The sequence below is a fragment of the Oleiphilus sp. HI0132 genome (assembly GCF_001635845.1).
The window spans coordinates 1-16,397 of the sequence record NZ_LWGJ01001297.1; the positions used below are offsets into that span (position 1 = coordinate 1).

The 16,397-nt window shown below is 46.3% G+C and carries 19 protein-coding genes; 12 read left to right on the plus strand and 7 right to left on the minus strand.

Going from position 1 to position 16,397, the window contains the following annotated elements; translation table 11 throughout:
- The 9 genes from dprA to A3766_RS19775 form a co-directional block, all read left to right on the plus strand.
- Window positions 1-811, plus strand: an 811-nt coding sequence (gene dprA, locus A3766_RS19735; RefSeq protein ID WP_068642827.1) for a DNA-processing protein DprA, incomplete at its 5' end; no start/stop codon positions are given.
- A 64-nt stretch (window positions 812-875) separates the two neighbouring features.
- Complete coding sequence (locus A3766_RS19740; protein WP_068512824.1) at window positions 876-1,448, plus strand: L-threonylcarbamoyladenylate synthase; 573 nt, start codon at window positions 876-878, stop codon at window positions 1,446-1,448.
- 47 nt (window positions 1,449-1,495) lie between these two features.
- Window positions 1,496-2,392, plus strand: a complete 897-nt coding sequence (gene hemF / locus A3766_RS19745; RefSeq protein WP_068512821.1) for an oxygen-dependent coproporphyrinogen oxidase — start codon at window positions 1,496-1,498, stop codon at window positions 2,390-2,392.
- Window positions 2,393-2,419: 27 nt separating this feature from the next.
- Window positions 2,420-3,238 carry a shikimate dehydrogenase gene (gene aroE / locus A3766_RS19750; protein WP_068512817.1) on the plus strand — a complete coding sequence of 273 codons (819 nt, stop codon included), beginning with the start codon at window positions 2,420-2,422 and terminating at the stop codon, window positions 3,236-3,238.
- A gap of 135 nt (window positions 3,239-3,373) precedes the next feature.
- Window positions 3,374-4,141 carry a MotA/TolQ/ExbB proton channel family protein gene (locus tag A3766_RS19755; protein ID WP_068642829.1) on the plus strand — a complete coding sequence of 256 codons (768 nt, stop codon included), beginning with the start codon at window positions 3,374-3,376 and terminating at the stop codon, window positions 4,139-4,141.
- A 5-nt stretch (window positions 4,142-4,146) separates the two neighbouring features.
- The gene (locus tag A3766_RS19760; protein ID WP_068512812.1) at window positions 4,147-4,989 is read left to right on the plus strand and encodes an OmpA family protein; all 843 of its coding nucleotides are present in this window, start codon (window positions 4,147-4,149) and stop codon (window positions 4,987-4,989) included.
- Window positions 4,990-5,070: 81 nt separating this feature from the next.
- Window positions 5,071-5,379 (plus strand): PA4642 family protein, encoded by a 309-nt coding sequence (locus A3766_RS19765; protein ID WP_068510133.1) that lies wholly within the window; start codon window positions 5,071-5,073, stop codon window positions 5,377-5,379.
- 33 nt (window positions 5,380-5,412) lie between these two features.
- Window positions 5,413-6,198 carry a tRNA cyclic N6-threonylcarbamoyladenosine(37) synthase TcdA gene (gene tcdA / locus A3766_RS19770; RefSeq protein WP_068512811.1) on the plus strand — a complete coding sequence of 262 codons (786 nt, stop codon included), beginning with the start codon at window positions 5,413-5,415 and terminating at the stop codon, window positions 6,196-6,198.
- A gap of 107 nt (window positions 6,199-6,305) precedes the next feature.
- Window positions 6,306-8,138: a sodium:proton antiporter gene (locus tag A3766_RS19775; protein WP_068512807.1), complete on the plus strand. Its 1,833-nt coding sequence runs from the start codon at window positions 6,306-6,308 to the stop codon at window positions 8,136-8,138.
- A 1-nt stretch (window position 8,139) separates the two neighbouring features.
- On the opposite strand, the gene A3766_RS19780 is transcribed toward A3766_RS19775, so the two are convergent.
- The 6 genes from A3766_RS19780 to A3766_RS19805 all read right to left on the minus strand — a co-directional run bounded on the left by A3766_RS19780 (window position 8,140) and on the right by A3766_RS19805 (window position 11,768).
- Window positions 8,140-8,553: a CBS domain-containing protein gene (locus A3766_RS19780; RefSeq protein ID WP_082870359.1), complete on the minus strand. Its 414-nt coding sequence runs from the start codon at window positions 8,551-8,553 to the stop codon at window positions 8,140-8,142.
- A 94-nt stretch (window positions 8,554-8,647) separates the two neighbouring features.
- The gene (locus A3766_RS19785) at window positions 8,648-9,100 is read right to left on the minus strand and encodes a GNAT family N-acetyltransferase (RefSeq protein WP_068512804.1); all 453 of its coding nucleotides are present in this window, start codon (window positions 9,098-9,100) and stop codon (window positions 8,648-8,650) included.
- A 1-nt stretch (window position 9,101) separates the two neighbouring features.
- Window positions 9,102-9,557: a molybdopterin synthase catalytic subunit MoaE gene (moaE, locus tag A3766_RS19790; RefSeq protein ID WP_068512795.1), complete on the minus strand. Its 456-nt coding sequence runs from the start codon at window positions 9,555-9,557 to the stop codon at window positions 9,102-9,104.
- 1 nt (window position 9,558) lies between these two features.
- Complete coding sequence (locus tag A3766_RS19795; protein ID WP_068512793.1) at window positions 9,559-9,807, minus strand: MoaD/ThiS family protein; 249 nt, start codon at window positions 9,805-9,807, stop codon at window positions 9,559-9,561.
- 29 nt (window positions 9,808-9,836) lie between these two features.
- On the minus strand, window positions 9,837-11,090 hold the full coding sequence (glp, locus tag A3766_RS19800) for a gephyrin-like molybdotransferase Glp (protein ID WP_068512791.1): 1,254 nt from the start codon (window positions 11,088-11,090) through the stop codon (window positions 9,837-9,839).
- Between the two features lie 111 nt (window positions 11,091-11,201).
- Window positions 11,202-11,768 carry a type II secretion system protein gene (locus A3766_RS19805; protein ID WP_068512784.1) on the minus strand — a complete coding sequence of 189 codons (567 nt, stop codon included), beginning with the start codon at window positions 11,766-11,768 and terminating at the stop codon, window positions 11,202-11,204.
- Between the two features lie 212 nt (window positions 11,769-11,980).
- On the opposite strand from A3766_RS19805, the gene rho reads away from it, so the two are divergent.
- The 3 genes from rho to A3766_RS19820 all read left to right on the plus strand — a co-directional run bounded on the left by rho (window position 11,981) and on the right by A3766_RS19820 (window position 15,886).
- The gene (rho, locus tag A3766_RS19810) at window positions 11,981-13,243 is read left to right on the plus strand and encodes a transcription termination factor Rho (RefSeq protein WP_068512781.1); all 1,263 of its coding nucleotides are present in this window, start codon (window positions 11,981-11,983) and stop codon (window positions 13,241-13,243) included.
- Between the two features lie 130 nt (window positions 13,244-13,373).
- Entirely contained in the window at window positions 13,374-14,858 is a 1,485-nt protein-coding gene (gene ubiD, locus A3766_RS19815; protein ID WP_068512779.1) for a 4-hydroxy-3-polyprenylbenzoate decarboxylase, read from the plus strand.
- The gene (locus A3766_RS19820; RefSeq protein WP_082865348.1) at window positions 14,855-15,886 is read left to right on the plus strand and encodes a 2Fe-2S iron-sulfur cluster-binding protein; all 1,032 of its coding nucleotides are present in this window, start codon (window positions 14,855-14,857) and stop codon (window positions 15,884-15,886) included. Before ubiD ends, A3766_RS19820 begins: the two co-directional genes overlap by 4 nt.
- A gap of 61 nt (window positions 15,887-15,947) precedes the next feature.
- Here A3766_RS19820 and A3766_RS31330 read toward each other — a convergent pair.
- The coding region (locus A3766_RS31330; RefSeq protein WP_369808643.1) for a heme biosynthesis protein HemY at window positions 15,948-16,397 on the minus strand (450 nt) is incomplete at its 5' end.

The following is a 16,397-nucleotide window of genomic DNA, read 5'->3' on the forward strand; positions in this document are numbered from 1 at the left end:
GGCCGGGAAACAGCATGCCTATTCTTTTGCCTATGAGTTGAGCCTTCAGGGCCAGAATGTCGTTAGTGGTTTGGCTTTGGGGGTTGATACTTTGGCCCATCGAGGAGCCTTGGAAGCAAGTGGCATTACCTGTGCTGTTTTGGGGACGGGCTTAGATCTTGTTTACCCAAGGCAAAATCAAAAACTAGCAGAGCAAATTATGGATCGAGGAGTGCTGGTGTCGGAAATGGCTTTAGGGTCTCTGCCTGTGCCTGCAAATTTTCCGCGACGAAATCGTTTGATTTCGGGGCTTTCTCAGGGTTCATTGATTGTTGAAGCTGGCCTGAAAAGCGGATCATTAATCACTGCGAATTATGCGATAGAACAGAATCGGGAGGTATATGTCATTCCAGGGCCTATTGATAGTGAAGTGGCTGCCGGATGCAACGATCTGATTAAACAGGGAGCGCAGCTGGTGACATGTGTCGAGGATATTCTAGCTTTTCCTTGTCGGGACTCTTGTATGACGGTAGCGTCTTCCGCCAATAACTCAAAGCGTGAGAGTCCGATTGGGCGCAGTACAAGCGCTATAGTGGGCAAGGCTGAGGGTCATGCAGCTGAAACTCAGTTGTCACATGAACTTTTGCCCGATGAAGGAAAGCTATTACCTCTGATTGATTTTCAGTGTACCTCCTTTGACGTTCTAGCTAGCGAGAGCCAACTGGAAGCTGGCGTGCTATTGCAAAACCTGGTGAGCTTGGAGCTAAAAGGTTTAATTTCTAATGTGCCAGGTGGCTATCAGCGTGTGAAATCAGTAAACTCAGCCCAATAATTATGGTCACTTGTCTAAAGTGCTTTTTGAAGTGTAAATAGCGTCGATAGGAAGAGAGGTTTGGGTGTCGCTAAGTCGTTTATCTGAATGGCAGGTTCAGTTTGCTGCTAATATTCTCAAGGGTGGTGGAGTGATTGCACATCCGACCGAGGCGGTTTGGGGCTTGGCTTGTCATCCAGACAACAAGCAAGCCGTTTATAAGATCCTGGACTTGAAAACCAGACCCGTTGAAAAAGGCTTGATCTTGGTTTCAGGAGAGGCTTGTTATTTTGACGTTTTACTTAAGGATTTGCCCGAGGCACTTCAGCGTAAGTTTCTAGCGCCGGTTACGAGGCCGACTACTTGGTTGGTGCCAGATGAAGCCAACAGAGTGCCTTCATATATCAAGGGGCGGTTTTCAAGCGTTGCCTTGCGTCTTAGTACGCACCCTTTAATTGTTGAGCTTAGTCGACGAGTCGGAGCACCTCTGGTGTCTACTTCGGCTAATCCTTCTGGCAAGCATCCGGCAATGAACCTACGTGAAGCACGAGACTACTTTAGGGGGAGAGTTGATTATCTTCTGCCTGGCCGCCTTGGCGGCTTCGATAAACCTTCAGAAATTAGAGACCTGGTAAGCGGAGAGTCGCTACGGGTCTAGCGTTGGATAAACTCAGCGCATACAGAATAAATATTAGGAGTGAGTGCATGTTAGAACAGGTCAAAGCTTATTTGCTCGGTTTGCAAGATAGTATTTGTGAAGGGCTGGAGCAAAGTGATGGTCAGGCGCGCTTTGTAGAGGATGCCTGGGAGCGCCCTCAAGGTGGCGGTGGTCGAACTCGAGTGATTAAAGATGGGGCTGTTTTCGAGAAAGGGGGTGTTAACTTCTCTCATGTTTACGGGGACTCATTGCCGCCTTCGGCAACTAGTGCCAGACCTGAGTTGGCAGGTCGTCGCTTTCAGGCGATGGGTGTGTCTTTGGTTATGCACCCTCATAACCCCTATGTACCGACCTCTCATGCCAATGTTCGCTTCTTTATTGCGGAAAAGGACGGTGCTGAACCCATTTGGTGGTTCGGTGGTGGTTATGATTTAACGCCTTACTATGGTTTTGTAGAAGATTGCCAGCAATGGCATCAAGTTGCAGCGGAAGCTTGTGCGCCTTTTGGTGAAGAGGTTTACCCTAAGTATAAAAAGTGGTGCGATGAGTACTTTTACCTGAAACATCGGGACGAAGCGCGCGGAGTTGGCGGCTTATTCTTTGATGACTTGAATGAATGGGGCTTCGAAAAGAGCTTCGAATTTATGCAGGCCGTGGGCAATTCCTATGTGAAGGCGTATCGCCCGATCATCGAACGGCGCAAAGATAGCGAGTATGGCGAAAGGGAGCGACAGTTCCAATTGCATCGTCGTGGCCGTTATGTTGAGTTTAATCTAGTATTTGATCGCGGTACGCTATTTGGCCTCCAGTCTGGAGGGCGCACTGAGTCGATACTTATGTCGATGCCTCCGCTGGTCAGTTGGGATTACAACTATCAGACTAAAGCAGGTTCAAGAGAAGCTGAACTGACCGAGCGCTTTTTGCCGCATCAGGACTGGATCTGATAGTCTTCAGGGAGTAAGGAAAAATACATGTCAGATAAATATGCCGTTGTTGGTAACCCCGTTTCTCATAGTAAGTCTCCATTGATTCATAGTATGTTTGCCACGCAGACGAAGCAGGCACTTACTTACGATAAAATTGAAGCGCCAGTCGATGATTTTACATCAGTGGTCAAAGGCTTTTTTGCTCAGACAGAAGGAAAAGGCCTTAACGTTACCGTGCCTTTCAAAGAGCAAGCTTGGGACATGTGTGACAAGCGTAGCCTTGGTGCTGAAAAGGCTGGTGCTGTAAATACTTTGTACCTTGATGAGCAAGGCTTGCTTTGCGGTGACAATACAGATGGTTTGGGTTTAGTGTCCGACATTCAGGGGCATGGAATTAGCCTAAGTGGAAAAAAAATACTGATTTTAGGGGCAGGTGGTGCTGTAAGAGGCGTATTGCAGCCTATACTTGAAGAAAAGCCAAGCAAGGTTGTGGTGGCCAATAGAACCGTTAGTAAAGCGGATGCTTTGGTAGACTTGTTTCAAGATCAGGGGAGTATTGAAAGTTCGAGCTTTGAAGCCTTGAACGAAGCTTTTGACTTGGTGATTAATGGTACCTCGGCCAGTTTATCGGGTTCCTTGCCACCAATTTCGAAATCGATTATCGGTGCTGCGACGGTTGCCTACGACATGATGTACGGCTCAGAGCAGACTGTCTTTAATCGGTGGGCTGAAGAGGCAGGGGCATCCCAGACAATTGATGGTCTCGGGATGTTGGTCGGGCAGGCGGCAGAAGCTTTTCGTGTTTGGCGAGGCATTTTGCCCGAAACCTCTGAGGTCATGGCTAGGATTAGGGAAGAAAGCTGAGCGCTTGCTATAAAGTAAGGCTTGCAAGTGGCCGATAGGTAATAAGAATAAAACGGCCTGAATATTGCTTATTCAGCGTGACTACAATGAATTGTCAACAATGCGGCCAAATCTTGGCACATAGGTTTTGATTTTATGGATTTAGCGACCCTCATAGGTCTGATTTTTGGCTTTGTCATCGTCATTGGCGCGATTTTAATTGAATCCAGCATTATGGATTTCGTTAACGTGCCGGGGCTCGTTATTGTTGTCGTGGGTACGATAGCCATAACCCTGGTTAAATATCGCCTGACGTCAGTGGCCACTTCTTTCAAACTTGCCTTTTCAACTGTTTTTCTTGAACGTACTGAAAACCCGGTTATGTTGATTGAGAAGGTTCGGGAACTTTCGGGTATTGTTCGAAAAGAAGGGATTCTTGGCTTAGAAAATGCTGAAATTGAAGATGAGTTTTTGGCAAAGGGGATAGCCTTGTGTATAGATGGCCACCCTTCCGAGTTTATCGAAGAGCTATTGATTCAAGAGCTAGAACAGTCTATTGAGCGATATGATACTGCCGAAAAGGTCTTTCGTGGTGTGGCAGAAACAGCGCCAGGGCTAGGTATGTTGGGCACCTTGGTCGGCCTGGTTCAGATGTTGAATAATATGGCGGCCCCCAGTTCAGTTGGCCCAGCGATGGCGGTGGCATTGTTGACCACCTTCTACGGTGCCTTTATCGCGCAAGTGGTGGCGATTCCCTTGGCTGATAAATTAAACCTAAAAGCAATGGATGAGCATCGTAATATGTCATTGGTTATTACCAGTGTTCAAAATATTCTGAAAGGTCAGAACCCTCGCGTTATTACCGAAGTCCTGGTTAGCTATTTACCGCCTGCCCAGCGTGAAATTGTTAAGGCAGAAGAGTAAGTACGATGAGGGCGATTCCTAGGCCAAAACCTAAGGCAAGTGGTTCGTCCGGCTGGATTGTCACCTTTGCGGACTTAATGTCTTTGCTGCTGACTTTTTTTATTCTGCTACTCAGCTTTTCCAAGATGGATCTTCAGAAATATGAAGTGATGGCGATAGCTATGGCTTCATCATTTGGCATCGAGGCTTTGACCGGTGAAAATAAGGCGGGAGGCGCAATTATTTTTGCTGAAGCGCCCGCTATTCCCCCACCACCCGCGACGACAGACGAGCAGTCTGAATTGGAGAAAGAGTTCGAAGACTTTGGCGACTCCGATATAGAGATGTTGGAAGAGCCTGAAGAGAAAGAGAGCGAGGCGGCACAAATAGACCCGAGTATCGATAAGCTCACAGAGAGTTTGGTTGATAGTCTGGAATCTGAAATCCTTTCTAATGCTTTATCTGTAAGTTATGACTCCAACAAAGTGGTTGTGCGTTTCTCTGAGGCGACTACTTTTCCATCAGGGAGTGAAGAGCTAAAAGATGCAATGTTCCCGATTCTTGAAAAAATAGAAGAAGTACTTGCTACTTGCGAGGGTGAAATAACGGTCTCGGGTTATACCGATAATTTGCCGGTTAACTCGGCGCGCTATCGTTCAAATTGGGATTTGTCTGCAGCACGGGCTGTGAGTGTCGTCCATCAACTTATTTTTAATAATAAAGTAGATGCTAACCGCGTTAGTGCAGCGGGCAGAGCAGAAACAAATCCTTTGGCACCTAATGACACCGCAGAGAACCGGGCCAAGAATCGACGGGTCGAAATAAGCGTGTTTGACCCGGTTTGTGAGGAGTCTGACTGGGACTTCTAAAATGTATCTTTCTTGGAAGGCACTAGCTCGCTATAATGGCGGCCTTTTAGTCTGTAACAAATATTTAGAAGGTGTCGTAGCGTGAGTGGACCAAGTCAACCGAAAGTCGAAGATGAGCAGTGGAGTGATGAGCGAATTCAGGGTTTTTTATCTTTAAAGCCTTTGGATGGTAGCGATCCGGATTATCACGTACTAATTCAAGCCTACCAACATATGACTCCTGATTTCTTTCAGCGTTTTATTGCAATGTTTGCTGAATCTGGCAGGAATATTAATGCTTTATCTCTAAGCGGTGAGACAATATTTGATCGCGTGTCGGAGCATGCTAAGTCTCAAGCATACAGTGATGTATTGAAATCAAATGCTGCGCTGAAGTCTAGCGAGCTATAAGCTTCTGATTCCTGATATAAGGCTGATGGCTCTATGAATGACGATATTGCCTTTCGCTTTGGCGGTATTGCTCGCCTGTATGGTTTGCCAACGCTAGAGCGTTTTCAGCATAGTCATATTGCCGTGATTGGTATTGGCGGTGTCGGTTCCTGGGCCGCCGAAGCCTTAGCTCGATCGGGTATTGGTGAAGTTACCCTATTTGATCTGGATGATATTTGCGTTTCGAATATCAACAGGCAAATCCATGCATTGCAAGACACGGTTGGGGCGATGAAGGTGGAGGCTATGGCTGCTCGAATGCAGCAGATTAATCCGCAGATCAAAGTACATGCAAACCACACCTTTATTACGCCTGCAAATGTAGAAACTTTGCTGCACAAAGGCTTTGACTATGTCTTTGATGCGACCGATAGTGTCAAAGCAAAGACTGCCATTATTGCTCATTGTTCGCGACATAAGATTAAGTTGATCTGCTCGGGAGGCGCCGGTGGCCAAGTTGATCCGAGTCAGATTCAAATTGCTGACTTAAATCGTACTATCCAGGACCCATTGCTTGCCAAGATACGCAATAATCTTCGTCGCATGCATGGCTTTTCCCGAAACCCCAAACGCAAATATCGGATTGACTGTGTATATTCGACTGAGCAATTAGTTTACGCACACAGTGATGGCGCAGTATGTCACGAAAAGCCAGCCGAAGGCGGTCCGGTAAAACTGGATTGTGCCTCGGGCTTTGGTGCGGCAACTCACATAACGGCAACATTCGCCTTTATGGCGGTATCTCAAATTCTAAAGAAACTCGCAATCCTGGCAGAATGATCTTTAATTGTAAGACGTCCCTTAAAAGGGTGTTGTAACGAGTTAAAGTGCTTCCCCATAGATGTATGTTGCGGGTGGGCCGATTTCAAAGAAAAGAATCCGTTTCTATGGTTGAGCTGCAGCTTATTTTACTGGCGAGTATTGGTGTTATTTCCCTTATTTGTCAATGGATTGCCTGGCGTTTACGTTTGCCGGCAATTTTATTTCTCTTACTTGCAGGAATTCTTATCGGGCCTGGTTTAGGTATTCTGGAGCCGGATGCCTTGTTTGGTGAAATGCTATTCCCGATTGTATCGCTGGCCGTTGCCGTGATTCTGTTTGAGGGTAGCCTTACTCTTAAATTTCAGGAGCTACGTGAACACGGCAAGATGGTTCGCAACCTTCTAATGTCTGGTGTAGTTGTTACTTGGTCTATCGGAACCATTGCCAGCCGTTATCTAGTTGACCTGTCTTGGCCGGTCGCAACCTTATTTGGTGCAATTGTGGTGGTTAGTGGGCCTACGGTGATCATGCCGTTATTACGATCGGTTCGACCCAATGCCCGAATTACCAATATTCTTAAGTGGGAAGGAATCGTAGTCGATCCGATAGGAGCGCTACTGGCTGTTTTGGTATTTGAATTTATTGTATCCAGCGGTATGAGCAAAAGCCTGGCCTTTGAGCATGTCTTGCAGACTTTTGGTTCGACCTTGGTGTTGGGGGTCGTCTTAGGCTGCTCTTCAGGTTATTACTTGGGGAGAGCATTAAGAAGTCATTGGTTACCCCAGTTCTTGCAAAATGCCGGAACACTGACGTTTATGTTGGGTATCTTCGCATTTTCTAACTTTTTGGTTCACGAGTCGGGTCTTTTGACAGTGACCATTATGGGGATCTGGCTGGCGAACATGAAAGGTGTGCCGGTTGAAGATATTCTCGAATTCAAAGAGTCGCTCAGTGTTCTTCTGATCTCGGCACTATTTATATTGCTTGCGGCAAGAATGGATCTGAGTATGGCTACTGCTTTGGGCTGGAATGCTCTGTGGGTAATTCTCATACTAATGCTGGTGGCCAGGCCTCTTTCGGTTTGGTTAGCCGCGGTCAAAACAGACTTGAGCTGGCAGGAGAAAACCTTTTTAGGCTGGGTTGCGCCAAGAGGCATTGTCGCTGCGGCGGTGTCAGCGTTATTTGCTTTTAAACTGGAGCAAGCAGGGCATGCCGATGCGGGTGCCTTAGTTCCGATGGTGTTTTTGGTTATCGTTGTTACTGTCATTATCCAAAGTATTACCTCAAGCCCTTTGGCGGGCTTGTTAAAGGTTAAAGAGCCGGATGATAATGGCTTTCTATTTATTGGTGCGAACGCCGTGGCGAGAAATTTGGCAAAGGCTATGATCGGCAAAGGTGTCACCGTTATTCTGACAGATACCAGTTGGGAAAATGTCAGGGCAGCGCGAATGGACAATCTGCCAGTCTATTATGGTAACCCCGTTTCAGAGCATGCTGAAAATAACCTGGATTTAACCGGGGTTGGTCATATGTTGGCTATCTCGCCCTATAAACAGTTGAATACTTTATCGACCTATCATTATCTGGACTTAATGGGTGTTGGGAGTGTTCTTGGTTTGCCTGAAGGTGATCAGGATGTGCGCGCTAGTCATCAATCGTCTGAAAAATATGTGCGAACACGAAATCAGTTTGACGAGGGAGCGACCTTTGCAAAGTTAGCGAGCTTGGTAAGTAAAGGCGCGACAATTAGAACGACGCAGCTCTCTGAAGAGTTTACCTATGAGGACTATTTACAGCTCCATGGTAATCGGCTGACGCTATTGTTTGCGATTCGTCCAGATAAGCAGGTTGTGCCTTTAGGCAGAACAGATGCAAAGCCTTCAGTTGGATGGGAAATGATTAGTTTAATACAGCCTGAGCCAAACCCTGAAGGGCTGGCTCAGTCTAGTAGTTCATGATCTAGTTGTCACCGTGGTGAGGATGGTCAATACGGTTGATCAGTGCGCGAGCAAAGTCTTGACGAGTAATAATGCCAACAAGCTTGCCGCCGTCCATAACCGGTAGTCGTCGTCGGCCAGAAGTGAAGAACTCTGCGCAGACAATGATATCATCTTCTTGTTCAACCATGTCTAGCTCGGTCGTCATGTGATCGGCGACTCGATCACCTACTGATTGGTAGTAGCCGTCATTTAGAGCTTCTTTCAAACAATCCAATTCTGAAAGAATACCAACCAGCTTCCCTTCATTATCTATTACCGGTGCGCCCGAACGGCCTTTTTTTACCAGAGTTCTTAAAGCCGTAATAACGCTGTCTTCAGGTTTGAAGGATAAAACATTTGGGCTCATATAATCTTTTATTTTTACGGAATGCACGTCACTTGCTCCTTATTCTGTACAGACTGGGTCATGGCATGAAGCCGATTTAGACACCGTTGTAAGATACACTATGGAGGATATCTGGGGAAAATCAAGCAAGCGGGTGCTTCATTAGGGTGAGTTTTCGTCCTTGTCGAAGATAGCGACGAAGAGATTCAGCGATATAAGGAGGAGCCTGTTCTATATTCTGAAGCTGAAAGCCAATTTGAGCATAAAAGTCTTTAAGCCACTCAAAAGGAAAGCACCAGCACTCGCGATTTGTCAGGTGTGGTTTTAGTTCGGTAAGTAGCCTGCTTCCTATGCCTTGCCGCTGCTCGGATGGAACCACGACCATGCTGCGTAGAATCAGATATTGATCGCTCTTGACCAGGCGAACAGCCGCAACGATTTTATTGTTTGAGTTGTTATTTCTAAGGATGTAAACCTCGTCTTCTTTACCGACGTGGGAATGGTAGTTCGCTTGTTTATAGAATTGCTTGGCGAGAGGAAAGCGAGGCGGGTCGAGTCGTTCCAGGGCGAAATTATTGTGGCTTAAGTCAGACATTTTACCAGCGTTTTTTTCTATCTAGGTCGCTCTCTTTTGCTTCAACCCATTCAGCACCGTCTTTGGTGATTTCCTTTTTCCAGAAAGGCGCGTCGGACTTTAAGTAGTCCATAATAAACTCACAGGCCGCAAAAGCATCTGCTCTATGTGCAGAGCTTACGCCAACGAAGACAATTTGTTCGCTCAAGTGCAAAGGGCCAACGCGGTGAATGACTCTCGCTTCAAGTATCTGCCAACGTTCAGCTGCTTGTTGAATGATTTTCTGTAAGCACTGCTCTGTCATGCCAGGGTAGTGCTCCAGGAACATGCCATTTACATTAGGGCGATCTCCGAATTCCCGAACCAAGCCTGAAAACGTGCAGATCGCGCCAGTTGCTAGGGCGTGGTTGTTCCGTAGAGTCTGGTACTCATTTTCTATTGAGAAATCTTCTTGCTGAACGCTGACAGATATTTTCATACTAACCGCCTGTTACCGGGGGATAAAATGCTACTTCATCTCCTACTTTAACAGCAGTACTTGCATCGGCGATATCCTGATTGACTGAAATAATGATCCGTTCGTTAGCAAGCGCGCTTAACCAGGGTTCGCCCCGTGACTGAAGCTTGGATTTGATATCGCCAGTCGTCTGGATGCCGTCGATCTCGGTCCATTGTTCGCTATCGCAGTCGAGCTGCTCTCGCAAGCTGGCAAAAAAAAGGATATTCATAAGGTCGTCTCGTAACTTAATAATGCTTGCTATACCGGCAAAGAAAAAATGCTAGGGAAAGGTATAAACTCGACAGAATCCCCTGCTTTTGGTTGAGTGTGTTCTTTAATCACAGCGAAACCCTCCGCCCAGCTTGCAGAGCTTAGCATACCAGAGCTTTGGTTCGGGTGACGAATCAGACGATTGCCTTGGCTTCGCTGAACTCTCAGAAATTCTCTTCTGGGGCCGGACTTTTTAATATCGAAGTCTAGGGCAAGAGAGTAACTTTGAGGTTTAGTGTCGCTAATACCTTGCTTATGGAGTAAGAAAGGGCGAGCCAATACCGAAAAGGTAACAAATACTGCGCCTGGATTTCCGGGCAAACCGAGTACTGGTGTTTCGCCAATTTGTCCATACATAAAAGGCTTACCGGGCTTGATGGCTGCGCGCCAGAAATCAATGCTCCCCAATGACTTGATTGCACTTTGTACATAGTCTTCTTCGCCAACGGATGCGCCGCCAGTGCTAATGATGATGTCGGCTTTATCACTCGCCGAGTTTAAAGCTTTAACCGTTGCTTCGAGTTGATCTGGGATGAGGCCAAGATCAACTATATCTGCGTTCAGGCTTTTGAGCATGCCGGTAAGTAGGTAGCGGTTGGAGTTAAATATTTGTGAAGAAGAGGGCTTATCGCCCGGTTCTACCAATTCGTCTCCAGTTGAAAAAATAGCGACTTTTAGTCTTCGAAACACTTTGACCTTAGCAATACCAATCGAAGCAATTAAGCCAACGCGGGCAGGGGAAAGGACTAGGCCCTTTTGTAAAATAACCTGGCCTTGTTGAACATCTTGACCTCGAGGGCGAATATTTTGCTTAGCGTTAGGCTGGGAGGAAAAGGTTACCTCCTTGTTGTGCTCATTGATTGTCGCCTGTTCTTGCATAATGACGCAGTTCGCTCCTGCTGGTATCGAGGCGCCGGTAAATATTCTCGCAGCAGTGCCACGTTCAAGTGTCTCGGGTTGGTGCCCGGCAGGAATGCGTTGTGAGATACAGAAGGCTTTACCCTCAGAGAAGTCATCAAGGTTTAGTGCGTAGCCGTCAACGGCACTGTTATCTGTGGGCGGTACATTAAGTGTAGAGACTAAGTCTTCAGCGAGCACTCTTTCGTGTGCATCAATAAGTGCAACTGATTCTGTCTCCGATATCGGGTTTGCCAATTTTTTTAAGCGCTCAATGATATCATCTAAAGGATTAAGGGTGTGTTTGACGGCTGAATCGCAGCAGCTTTGATTTGTGTTCGACATAAATAGCTCTGTCAGTATCGACGATGAAAAACGGGTTATTAGTTTAGCGTGTGCAGTGTATCGCTAAAACAGAAATAAATCGTTGATGATCATCAAGCGCTTAAGGAAGAGTTAGCAAGCGGGTAGATCTGCGTGAGTGCCGCAGCTTACGACACTACCGTCGCGCGAGTCGTACTTGATAACCAAGGAGCTGTTATTGCGATTGCCAGTGTCGCCGTTAAGGCGATAAGCGTAGCTGCAGACTCTGTTGCCGGTGTGGCGGTAAGCTCGATAGGCTTCATTGTTGTTGCCAACAACAACTGAGGGCGGGTTTTCCAATACGCCCTGCCAGACACCAATGCAGCCGTTGTTGCCTTGCCCTATATTCTCATTACCTGTGCCTTTATCAACACCAATTGGGTAGCCGATATTGTTGGTGTCAATCGTGCCATTGCCAAAGTTTGTCAGGTTTTGGGTGCGAGTGGTATGGCCTGCTGCCTGGAAGACTGCTTTGACAGTTTTAACGCCTGCCTGCAAATTTCCAGCAATGCTCCTAACCTGCGCTAGTTCAGCTTCATCAGATAGGTCACTAAATCTAGGTAACGCGATGCTTGCAAGCGCTCCAATTAATACGATAACAATGACCAGTTCGATCAGAGTAAAACCTTGGGATTTGAAGGGTTGAAGAGTCGGCTTCATAAATATATGTTTCTTAAGTAGTTTATTTAATTATAGGTACGAAAACGCGATAATTGTAAAAAAAATAGTATATTTCTGGATATAGCGTATAATCTGCGCTATCTTTATTGACAATATCCCCGATTTGGGGTGGCACTCCGCCAAAAAAATTAAATTCATCACAACTTTCCTTTAACGGCCTCGCGCTGTATCTATTTGAACTTTTACATAATATGAATCTTACCGAACTTAAGAAAAAAAGCGTTCCAGAATTACTCGAAATTGCTGCCGAAATGGGCTTGGATAATCTTGCTCGATCTCGAAAACAAACAGTTATCTTTTCTATATTGAAGCGCCATGCAAAAAGTGGCGAAGACATATATGGAGATGGTGTTTTAGAGATTCTTCAGGATGGCTTTGGATTTTTGCGATCAGCAGAAGGCTCATATCTGGCTGGACCAGATGATATCTACGTTTCACCTAGCCAAATTAGACGTTTCAATTTGCGTACCGGGGATACGATTTCCGGGAAAATCCGTCCGCCGAAAGACGGCGAGAGATATTTCGCGCTTTTGAAAGTTAGTCAGATCAACTTTGATAAACCTGAGAACTCGAAAAATAAGATTTTATTTGAAAACCTGACCCCTTTGTTTCCAAATGATCGTCTTATTCTGGAAGCCGGTAACGGTAGTACAGAAGATTTGTCAGCGCGTATTCTTGATTTGGTTGCTCCAATTGGTAAAGGACAGCGTGGCTTGGTTGTTTCTCCGCCGAAAGCGGGTAAGACCTTGATGATGCAGAATATTGCTCAGTCTGTCGCGCGCAACAACCCTGAGTGTCACCTCATGGTATTGTTGATTGACGAGCGTCCAGAAGAAGTAACGGAAATGCAGCGTTCGGTTCGTGGTGAGGTTGTAGCCAGTACCTTCGATGAGCCACCAGCTCGTCACGTTCAGGTAGCCGAGATGGTTATCGAGAAAGCAAAACGTTTGGTTGAGCATAAGAAAGATGTCGTCATTATCCTTGACTCTATTACGCGTTTGGCTCGTGCCTATAATACGATTATTCCATCGTCGGGTAAGGTCTTAACGGGTGGTGTTGATGCACACGCACTTGAACGTCCGAAGCGCTTCTTTGGTGCTGCTCGAAATGTTGAAGAAGGTGGAAGCCTGACAATTATTGCAACAGCTCTTGTTGATACCGGCTCTAAAATGGACGAGGTTATTTACGAAGAGTTCAAGGGTACCGGTAATATGGAAGTACACCTTGATCGTCGTTGTGCCGAGAAGCGAGTATATCCTGCGATTAATATTCGCCGTTCAGGAACGCGTCGAGAAGACTTGTTGATGAGTGAAGATGAGCTTCAGCGTGTTTGGATACTGCGTAAACTATTGCATAGTATGGATGACGACTTAGCAGCATTAGAATTTATTCTCGATAAGCTGAAAGACTCTAAAACAAATGATGAGTTCTTCTTGTCGATGAAGAAGCGATAGGCTGTTGTTGATGGCTCAAAAGCTTTGTTAAATAAAACTTTTGAGCTGAATTAAACATCGTCAGGCTAGAATATAAACCGGTATTTATACCGGTTTTTTTATGAATTGAATTGAGATTGTTGTGTCAGTTATGAAATATGATGACCTCCGAAGTTTTATCAAACAACTTGAAGCGCAAGGTGAGTTGAAGCGTATTGCTCAGGAAGTCGATCCTTATCTGGAAATGACCGAGATATGTGATCGTACTTTACGTGCAGGAGGGCCTGCTTTACTGTTTGAAAACCCAAAGGGTTACAATATGCCAGTGTTGGCAAATCTTTTTGGTACAACGCGGCGCGTTGCCTTAGGAATGGGGCAAGAAGACGTCAGTGCACTACGTGAAGTGGGCAAACTTTTGGCATTTCTTAAAGAACCTGAACCACCTAAAGGTTTTAAGGATGCCTGGCAAAAGCTACCGATATTTAAAAAGGTGATGGCGATGGGGCCCAAAGAGGTCCGCTCGGCTGCCTGTCAGGAAGTGCTTATCGAAAAAGATCAGGTGGATCTGTATAAGCTTCCTATCCAGACTTGCTGGCCAGGCGATGCAGGACCTTTGGTGACCTGGTCTTTGGTGATTACAAAAGGGCCTGAAAAGTCTCGCCAGAATCTGGGGATTTATCGCCAGCAGTTGATTGCAAAGAATAAGCTGATCATGCGCTGGCTATCTCACCGTGGTGGCGCACTAGACTTCAGAGAGTGGCAGCAAAAACACCCAGGTAAACCTTTCCCGGTTGCGGTGGCTTTAGGTGCTGATCCAGCAACAATACTCGGTGCAGTAACGCCCGTGCCCGATACCTTATCTGAATATGCCTTTGCTGGCTTGTTACGTGATAGTAAAACTGAAGTGACTAAAGCGGGCTTGAGTGACCTATCAGTGCCAGCGAGTGCAGAGATAGTATTGGAGGGCTTCATTTACCCTGATGAAGTCGCACCCGAAGGACCCTTCGGTGATCATACTGGTTATTACAATGAAGTGGATACCTTTCCGGTATTTACTGTCGAGCGTATTACTCATCGAAAAAATGCGATTTACCACAGTACTTATACTGGTCGGCCGCCTGATGAGCCTGCGATTCTCGGTTTAGCTTTGAATGAAGTCTTTGTACCGATTCTAAGAAAGCAGTTTCCTGAAATTGTCGATTTTTATTTGCCGCCGGAAGGATGCTCATATCGCCTGGCCGTTGTAACGATGAAGAAGCAATACCCAGGGCATGCTAAACGCGTGATGATGGGCGTGTGGTCCTTCCTTCGCCAGTTTATGTATACCAAGTTCGTAATTGTCTTGGATGATGACGTTAACGCACGAGAGTGGGAAGATGTGATTTGGGCAATTACGACACGTATGGATCCGGCAAGAGATATCACCTTGGTTGAAAACACACCGATAGACTATTTGGACTTCGCTTCGCCAGTATCGGGCTTAGGCTCCAAGATGGGTCTTGATGCAACCAATAAATGGCCGGGTGAAACAAACCGGGAATGGGGTGAACCAATTACTATGACTGACGAGATAAAGTCTCGAGTTGATGAAAGGTGGGACGACTTGGGCATCTTTGGTGGTGATCAGTCCAAGTGAACGTGCTCGAAATAGAGTCACGGGTTGAAGGCCAGCTTCGCACATACGAATTGGCTTTTGATGCGGGAGAGTCAGTATATGAAATTGCTGACAGATATGCCTTGAAGTTGCCCGTCAGTTGCCGCAACGGGGTTTGTGAGATATGCCGGGCCAAGCTCGTTTCTGGCGAAGTTGAATTCGGCCCCCGAAGGGAGCTGGTTCAGGGGCCACTACAGAAAGACTTGTTGCTGTGCCAGACTTGGCCAGTGAACTCAAGCAAAATTACAATAGATAATATCTATGGGCCAGGAGAATTGCCTGTGAAGAAAACGGTTTGCCGAGTAATCGCTGTCGAAGTGATTAGAGGGCATGTTTATAAAGTTGAGTTGCAGTTACCTGCGGGCAAGCTGCCGGAGTTTTATGCCGGGCAGTATTTGGCACTTGAGATGCCGGGTAAGGATGCTGGTAGTTATTTTTCTATCGCTTCAGCGCCTGGCTTGCGAGAAATCACCCTCCACATTCAGGCTGATCCGCACTTGAACTCAGCGGTTGAAATTGTGGACTACTGTAAGGACGCGTTGGAGAGTGGAGCCAGTGTCACGATCTCTTTACCGTTTGGAAAGGCTTGTTTGCCAAAAGTGCCTGATAAGCCGCTAATCTTGATGGCTGCTGGTACCGGCTTTGCTCAAATGAAGTCTATTATTGACTATCTCCTGGCGCAGAATTATTCGCTTCCGCTTGCCTTATATTGGGGAGTTAGAAAAGAAGAAGATATGTACTTGGCAGAGTTGGCTGAGGAGTGGGCATCGAAATATGATCACTTTGAATTCCACCCGCTTATCGCAGACATTGAAAACATAGATGCAAACGCTCATCACAATCAATTGAGTGATGCGGTATTAGCAGACTTTTCAAATTTAGCGGATAGTAAGGTTTTTGTTAGTGGCTCGCCAAAGCTTGTTCATTCTGCAATGGACGCCTTGCTGGAAGCCGGATTAGAAGAACAAGACTTCTTCTCCGATGTTCTGGAATATGCGCCACGTTCTTAAATATTAGTGGCGCAAGCATGATGGTTTTAGAGCCAAGCAGAAATACTGTCTAGCTCAGTGGCTATCGAGACTCAGGTAGGGGCAATTTTGGCAGCTCAAGATTCTCGATAAGCCCTTCGAATACTTCTTTGTCGGCATTATTTTTCGCATTTAGGCGTATATTCAGGCGACATAGCTCCGCGAGACTTTCCTTGTTTTCGTGTAGTTTGTTGCTCGCTTCAAAGTATTCTTGAGCTTTCCCCCATAAACCATTTCTTAGGCAAAGCCTACCAAGTGCTAGCAATAAGCTGGCATTGTTGGGTCTGCTTTTTAGCCATTGTTCGGCGTGGATCAGTTGCTCGGAAGTGTTTTGAGCGGCGACCATTCCATAGACGCGAACCAGCCTGTCGTCCCATTTCTTTTCCAAGGCTTTTCGGATTAAGGTTTCGCACTCGTGATCGTTGTTAAGGCGAATAAGCTGTAGTGCGTACGTTTCAAGCAACTGCGCGTCGAATTGTAATGGTGTTGGTAC